The following is a 6,000-nucleotide window of genomic DNA, read 5'->3' as shown; positions in this document are numbered from 1 at the left end:
CGCCCTCCCCCTCCCCTGGACGGCGCAGAGCAGAAGGCCGCACAATGACCACCTCCTCCCCTAACATCGCCTTCCACGATCTGGTCGATACGCTGCGAAGCGCCCTTGTGGTGCTGGACTCAAGCCTGCGCGTCACATCCGCGAACCAGCCCTTCTATCGCCTGTTTCAGGTCGAAGCCGGCGCGACTGAAAACCGCATTCTGTTCGATCTTGGGGACGGTCACTGGGACATTCCCTCGCTTCGCGACCGTCTTGAGAGGGCCATGACGCAGGATCATTCGCTGGACGCCTTTGAAGTCGAGCATGATTTTCCCAGCATCGGGCGACGCGTCTTTTCGTTGAATGCGCGCAGGCTCCCTCCCACAGAAGACCACCCGGCCTATCTTCTGTTGGCGATCGACGACATCACGACCGAACGCGAAGCCTCGCGCGAAAGCGAGCGCGCCTGGCGTCTGGCCCAAACCATCGTCGACACCGTGCGCGACCCGATGGTGATCCTAGAAGGGGATATGACGGTCGCCAGCGTCAATCGCGCCTTTCTGAACCTCTTCCAGGTGACGGAGACGCAGGTCATGGCCCGTCCGCTGAAGGATCTCGGCGAAGGCCAGTGGAATGTATCCGCCCTGGGCGCCCTGCTGGACAAGGTCGTGCCCGACGAGAGGGCGTTCGACGGGTTCGAGATCGAAGACGAGTTCCCGGCATTGGGACGCCGCATCTTCAAGATCAACGCGCGCAAGGTTCACCGACCGGGAAATCACGTCACCCGTCTTCTGGTCGTGTTTGAAGATGTGACAGAGGCCAGGCTGGTGGAACGACACAGGGACATCCTGGCGGCCGAACTCGCGCACCGGATCAAGAACAGCCTGCAGATCATCACCTCCTTCGTCTCCTTCGAGATTCGAAGAGCGGCTGAACCCTGCATTGACGGCTATCGGGCGATGCAGGCCCGGATCGCCGCTGTAGCAGAACTGTACGACGTCATCTCCCAGTCTTCCGCCCTGGGCCCCGTTCCGGTTCAGCCCTACCTGAACGGCATAGCGGCCAGCATTCACTCCAGCCTCATCGGCAAGGCCGCCGACATTGAAATCCTGGTGGAGGCCGAGCCCCTGCTGATCGATGCCGACAAGGCCGTCTCTGTAGGCCTGATCGTCAATGAACTAGCGACCAATGCCGTGAAACACGCCTTCCCGGACGGCGCGGGACGCATCCTCCTGTCGTTTGAGCGTCGTGACGACGAGGTTCTGCTGACCGTTCAGGACGACGGCGTGGGTCATGACCAGACCCGCAACAGCGGAGCGCGCTCCGGCCTGGGTTCACGCTATGTCGAAGCTTTCGTGAAACAACTCGGCGCCACCATGGCGCGCGCGACCGGGGCCAACGGCACGACAATGACCGTCAAGCTGCCGATGTCGATTCTTGCGGAGGCCGCAGACGACCACGCCGCGTCGCCGCTCATGGCGCCCGACGGGGTCCGGTATCCGATCTGACCGGCCAGCCTGACGCTGATGGCCGCCCCCAGTGATCAGGCGCGGTCGCGGGCCGCTCTCAAGCTTCGGATTTCATCAGCCACGGATTGGGGCTCATAGGGTCGGTGAAGATGCGGGCCGACCTCGCAGAGGCCCGCAGCCGTCCTGGCGGCCCCTTGGGGACTGGCCGCCAACCGGACTTCGATGCCGGGACGGTGTCGCCTGACCCAGCAGGCCAATTCGAAGCCCGACATATCGCCGCCTGCTCCGACATCGCAAACAATGACGTCTATGACGAGCGACGGGTAGCCCAGAGCCTTCATCGCTTCATTCGTGTCGAACGCCTCGACGACCCGATAGCCGCAATGTCTCAGATAGCCGGCTATCGCATGGCGCGAGACGATGTCGCCGTCGACCAACAGCACGGCGTCATCCAACGCCGGCGCCGATCGAATTTCGTTCATTCCGCCGGCTCAAGGGCCATTCTGACGGCCGCGACGACAGCGTCAGGATTGCAGGGCTTTGGCAAGAAGGCCGCTGCTCCGCCTTCATAAGCCGCAGCCGGATCCAGGCGCCCAGACGTCAAAAGAACCGGAAGCTGCGGCCACCGGCTCTGCGCGAAACTCAGGAGCTCTAGCCCGTCCGTGCGGCCGGGCATGTGAACATCGGTGAAGATCAGATCAACCGATAGACCTGACTGCAAGATATCGACAGCCTCGTCCCCGTTGCTCGCCTCCAGGACAATAAATCCATCCTCGCGCAGGCAATCAGACACGAGCATCCGCGTTAGAAAATCATCCTCTGCGAGGAGAATACGCGGCGACTCTATTTCAACCGGACGAGTAGAATTTTGGGAATAGATCGGCATTTGGCCCCGCTTCCAGACAAGAACAAAAACTGTTGCTATAAGTTCCAGAAGCGGGAAAATATGAGCGCGCCATTTCGAACGGACGCAAATATATGGTCAGTCGATACAGCAGGCCTCGCCTTCGCTGTAAGCAACAAATTCGACGACGATTACATACACCTGCGCCAATCTCCATTCCGCTTGGAAATCAGGATCTCGCTGTTTGCAGTTATCGACCGTTGAACGGCGCGCAATCGCCGTGATGCACGACGGCGCTATCAGGCGAACCGAGGACGCCTTTTCGGCGGCGCGAGGCCGCAGAGTCGTATGCTGGCCCAGAAGCTTCGTCTCCCCGACCCGAAAGCCAGGGAGACGACAACATCAGGCAACCTGGAGCTGGCCGGCGGACGTCTTGCCGCTGCGCTGGTCGCGCTCCAGTTCAAAGCCAATCTTCTGGCCTTCCTGGAGCGAGCCCAGGGTAGAGCGTTCAACGGCCGAAGCGTGAACGAACACGTCCGCGCCGCCGTCGTCAGGCTGGATGAAACCGAAGCCCTTGGTGGAATTAAACCATTTCACTGTGCCGGTAGTCATAAGAACACCTTTCGGGTGCATGTGTTCTCGCACTCCAGAAACAGGAGACGAGATCAAATTTCGAGAGGTATCAGAGACAGACTCGGAGCTCGATCCGGAGATAAAAACCTGGAGAGCAACCAAAGCCAAGGCGATATTCGATAGACCATCACTAGCGCATCACTCAGAAAAACAAAAGCGACGATCCATAAAACTGCAGATCATCTTAATAAAATGCGAGAACAGATTGCGCCTGACCCCGACCATACCCATCTAGGAAACCTATTGGGTCTGTCAGGGCCTCACGCCCGACCTCGCCGAGACGCGGCGCTCCCACAAAATCTGAGGTTCCAGATGATAGAAGACGCCTACGTCCGACTTTACGCCAATGACTTCGCGCAAATGGCGGGCCGATCCGAGATGGGTCAGGATGTAGAGGGCGCGGTCGAGAAGCGCCTTGCCGATGCGCGCGCCCACGCTGTCATCATGGACGACCGCAAGGGGCCCGGCCATCTGGAGGCCCTGATCCGACGCATTCGAGATACGGCCCCTGAATTCACAGGGCGGGTCATGTTGAAGGATGCTAACCCCCAGGAAGCGGCCCATCGCCGCCTTGTCTTCCTGACACGAATCGCCGACGCCCTCATGGGCGGCGGGACCCCACGCCCGTCACAGGCGTAACGCAGGTCTGATTAGCGGCCACAGGGCGCTTGAGCGATGGTGGCCGCGGGGCGGTTTGGTTTTGAGTTCTTGATGTCTTCTCAGGTTAATTCGCCGCGGCTCGCGGTGCTGATCGATGCGGAAAACGCCTCCGCCCGCATAGCCGATGCGCTTTTCTCCGAGATAGCCACGCTTGGAGAAGCTTCGGCGCGCCGAATTTACGGCGACTTTTCCAGTGCGCAATTGAGCGGATGGACCAAGGTTCTCGCCCGGTTCGCCATTCAGCCGCAGCAGAATTTCGCCAATACCAAGGGCAAGAACTCCGGAGACATCGCCCTGGTCATCGACGCCATGGACCTGCTGCACTCGGGACGATTTGACGGCTTCTGCCTGGTGTCCTCGGACGCGGATTTCACGCGCCTGGCCTCGCGTATCCGTGAGGAAGGCGTGGCGGTCTATGGCTTTGGCGAACAGAAGACCCCCGAGAGTTTCCGCCAGGCCTGCAGCCGCTTCATCTACACCGAAAACCTCAGCGTCGCGGCGGCCCTCGAAGGGCCTGCGCCTGCGGACAGGGCGCCCAGGAAGTCCGCCGCACGACGCCCGGCGTCAGAAGCCGCCCGTCTGGTCGCGACCGTCATCGCCGACATGGATGAGGACGGCGACGGCTGGGTGGCGGTCGGGGGACTCGGTGATCGTCTGCGCAACGCCTACCCGGACTTTGACCAGCGCAGCTATGGCTACCCCAAGCTGTCGGATCTTATCCGCGCCACAGGACGCTTCGAGGTCCAGACCAGCAGCGGCGGTTCAATGAAAATTCGCGACAAGGCCTAGACGCAGCGTTCGACGGGCGGACCGGGCTCTTCACGAGAGACTGGTCAGATGCTCTGAAATCAAAGCGGCGCGTTGATGCGTCAGCCCTTCATCAACTGAACGCCCTCTCGACATGTGGGTGCAAGGCCGCCATGCAGAGCGCTGCATGACGATGATCGCCGCATCTCGCACCGCTGAAGCGGACCGTATCGTGGCCGCGGCCATGACCTTGGTCGGACAAGTCGGCCTGGGCGGCCTGACCATGCGCGATCTGGCGCTGTCGGTGGGGAAGAGCACCACTGTCATCGTCAACCTGTTCGGCGCCAAGGCCCAGCTGATCGAAGCCATCGCGCAAGCGGCTTTCGAGCAGGATGAGGCCTACCATGACGCCTTCTTCACCAGCGCGAGCAAACTCGCGCTGGGGCGGGACGGCCTTCTGGCCCTGATCGCGCGCTATCTGCGCGAGCGCAGCCTGGCGTCGGCCTGTTTTGTCCGGGTGTGGGAAGAGTTGCTGGTCATCCCCGACCCTGGGCCGCCCCTGCAATCCCTGATGCTGGAGTGGGAGACCATGCGGCGGCATGCCTGGACCGCCTTCCTTGGCAGGGTCCAAGGGTTGGCTGATTTCGGCGAAACCGTTTCGACCTGTCTCATCCTGGAGCAGTTCTATGTCGGCGCCCTTGGCGGGCGGGCCGACTATGAGATGATCGCCGCCGAGGGTCTGGGAGGGCTGGTCGATCGCGCCTTTGGGCGTGGTGATGAGCCGGCGACGGCCACGGAGAGCTATGTCGACCAACTGGTGATCCCACAGGCGCCTGGGGACGGGCTGGAAGCCGAGTCCATGAAGCTGCGGCTGCTGGACGTCGCCGCAGATCAGATTCTGAGCGGCGGTCTGGCGGTCGTCACCAATCGGTCGGTCAGTTCCGAGGTCGGCACCTCGACCTCGACCATCGCCTATCACTGGTCGGATATGCGGCGCTTTCTGATCGACGCCATCTGGCACGCCGTGTTCCGGGAAATGCCGGGCTATCTCGACTATCGCCACCCGCTCGGCGCGGGGCCGCCAGACCTGCTGCGGTGGAGTGAGCTGATGGCGCAAACCCTGGCGGTCGATGCGGCGCAGGGGCGCGGTTTCTACGTCAAGTATGCGCGCCTGATCGCCCAGGTCTGTCTTGAGGCGCGCCGCGATCCTTCGTTCCAGGAACTGGCCATGATCCTGCGCGGCCCCGAAGGCGGCGGCACCTACGTCAACCGCGCCGAGCTTTGGCCCGCACGTTTCGACCTGACGCGCCGTGCAGCGACCCGGTTCGCCCTGTGGATCAAGGGCGCGGCCCTTGTCGCCGCCGCGACGGGTCAAGCCGCGAATTCGGCCCAGCTTCAGGTCGCAGCCACGACCCTGGTGGCGCAACGCGCTTGAATCGAACTGACGTTTCGCAGCCGCACCTCTCGCCGTCCGAGACAGCGACGGAAACACTTCAAATAAGCGTCATCAAAGCATTACAGCCCGACCCTACAGCGGAACCGTTGTCGAACAGGTGTTTTTTCTGAGGCTGCGAAACGGCGACGTCGGTCGTCCTCCCCGCTTCTGCACCCGTCTTTCCGTCGCCCCGGAACGACGCCTGTTCGGCACTTCCGCCTCATGCGGGAGCG

7 protein-coding genes are annotated in these 6,000 nt (G+C 62.0%); 3 read left to right on the top strand and 4 right to left on the bottom strand.

Annotated features, from left to right (window positions below; all coding sequences use genetic code 11):
* Positions 1-44 precede the first annotated feature (44 nt).
* A complete protein-coding gene (locus HX774_RS03485) occupies positions 45-1,487 on the top strand; it encodes a sensor histidine kinase (RefSeq protein ID WP_178824253.1) in 1,443 nt (480 codons plus the stop codon).
* A gap of 35 nt (positions 1,488-1,522) precedes the next feature.
* Here HX774_RS03485 and HX774_RS03480 read toward each other — a convergent pair whose 3' ends face one another.
* The 4 genes from HX774_RS03480 to HX774_RS03465 all read right to left on the bottom strand — a co-directional run bounded on the left by HX774_RS03480 (position 1,523) and on the right by HX774_RS03465 (position 3,396).
* A complete protein-coding gene (locus HX774_RS03480) occupies positions 1,523-1,930 on the bottom strand; it encodes a response regulator (RefSeq protein WP_178824250.1) in 408 nt (135 codons plus the stop codon).
* Positions 1,927-2,334, bottom strand: a complete 408-nt coding sequence (locus HX774_RS03475; protein ID WP_178824248.1) for a response regulator — start codon at positions 2,332-2,334, stop codon at positions 1,927-1,929. Before HX774_RS03475 ends, HX774_RS03480 begins: the two co-directional genes overlap by 4 nt.
* A gap of 360 nt (positions 2,335-2,694) precedes the next feature.
* Entirely contained in the window at positions 2,695-2,904 is a 210-nt protein-coding gene (locus tag HX774_RS03470; RefSeq protein WP_178824246.1) for a cold-shock protein, read from the bottom strand.
* Positions 2,905-3,177: 273 nt separating this feature from the next.
* A complete protein-coding gene (locus tag HX774_RS03465; RefSeq protein ID WP_178824243.1) occupies positions 3,178-3,396 on the bottom strand; it encodes a hypothetical protein in 219 nt (72 codons plus the stop codon).
* Positions 3,397-3,636: 240 nt separating this feature from the next.
* On the opposite strand from HX774_RS03465, the gene HX774_RS03460 reads away from it, so the two are divergent.
* Together HX774_RS03460 and HX774_RS03455 are read left to right on the top strand one after the other, a co-directional pair.
* Positions 3,637-4,374, top strand: a complete 738-nt coding sequence (locus HX774_RS03460; protein WP_114817759.1) for an NYN domain-containing protein — start codon at positions 3,637-3,639, stop codon at positions 4,372-4,374.
* 145 nt (positions 4,375-4,519) lie between these two features.
* Complete coding sequence (locus tag HX774_RS03455) at positions 4,520-5,767, top strand: TetR/AcrR family transcriptional regulator (protein WP_178824241.1); 1,248 nt, start codon at positions 4,520-4,522, stop codon at positions 5,765-5,767.
* The last annotated feature ends 233 nt before the right edge of the window (positions 5,768-6,000 follow it).

Origin of the sequence: Brevundimonas sp. P7753, from assembly GCF_013386595.1 — a bacterium.
Lineage (GTDB): Bacteria > Pseudomonadota > Alphaproteobacteria > Caulobacterales > Caulobacteraceae > Brevundimonas > Brevundimonas bullata.
This window is presented reverse-complemented; position numbering and strand designations above follow the sequence as displayed.

Bases quoted from the DNA above. Each gene is read 5' to 3' on its own strand.
- HX774_RS03485 (WP_178824253.1), top strand. From the start codon at position 45: ATGACCACCTCCTCCCCTAACATCGCCTTCCACGATCTGGTCGATACG.
- HX774_RS03480 (WP_178824250.1), bottom strand. From the start codon at position 1,930: ATGAACGAAATTCGATCGGCGCCGGCGTTGGATGACGCCGTGCTGTTG.
- HX774_RS03475 (WP_178824248.1), bottom strand. From the start codon at position 2,334: ATGCCGATCTATTCCCAAAATTCTACTCGTCCGGTTGAAATAGAGTCG.
- HX774_RS03470 (WP_178824246.1), bottom strand. From the start codon at position 2,904: ATGACTACCGGCACAGTGAAATGGTTTAATTCCACCAAGGGCTTCGGT.
- HX774_RS03465 (WP_178824243.1), bottom strand. From the start codon at position 3,396: ATGGCCGGGCCCCTTGCGGTCGTCCATGATGACAGCGTGGGCGCGCGC.
- HX774_RS03460 (WP_114817759.1), top strand. From the start codon at position 3,637: ATGTCTTCTCAGGTTAATTCGCCGCGGCTCGCGGTGCTGATCGATGCG.
- HX774_RS03455 (WP_178824241.1), top strand. From the start codon at position 4,520: ATGACGATGATCGCCGCATCTCGCACCGCTGAAGCGGACCGTATCGTG.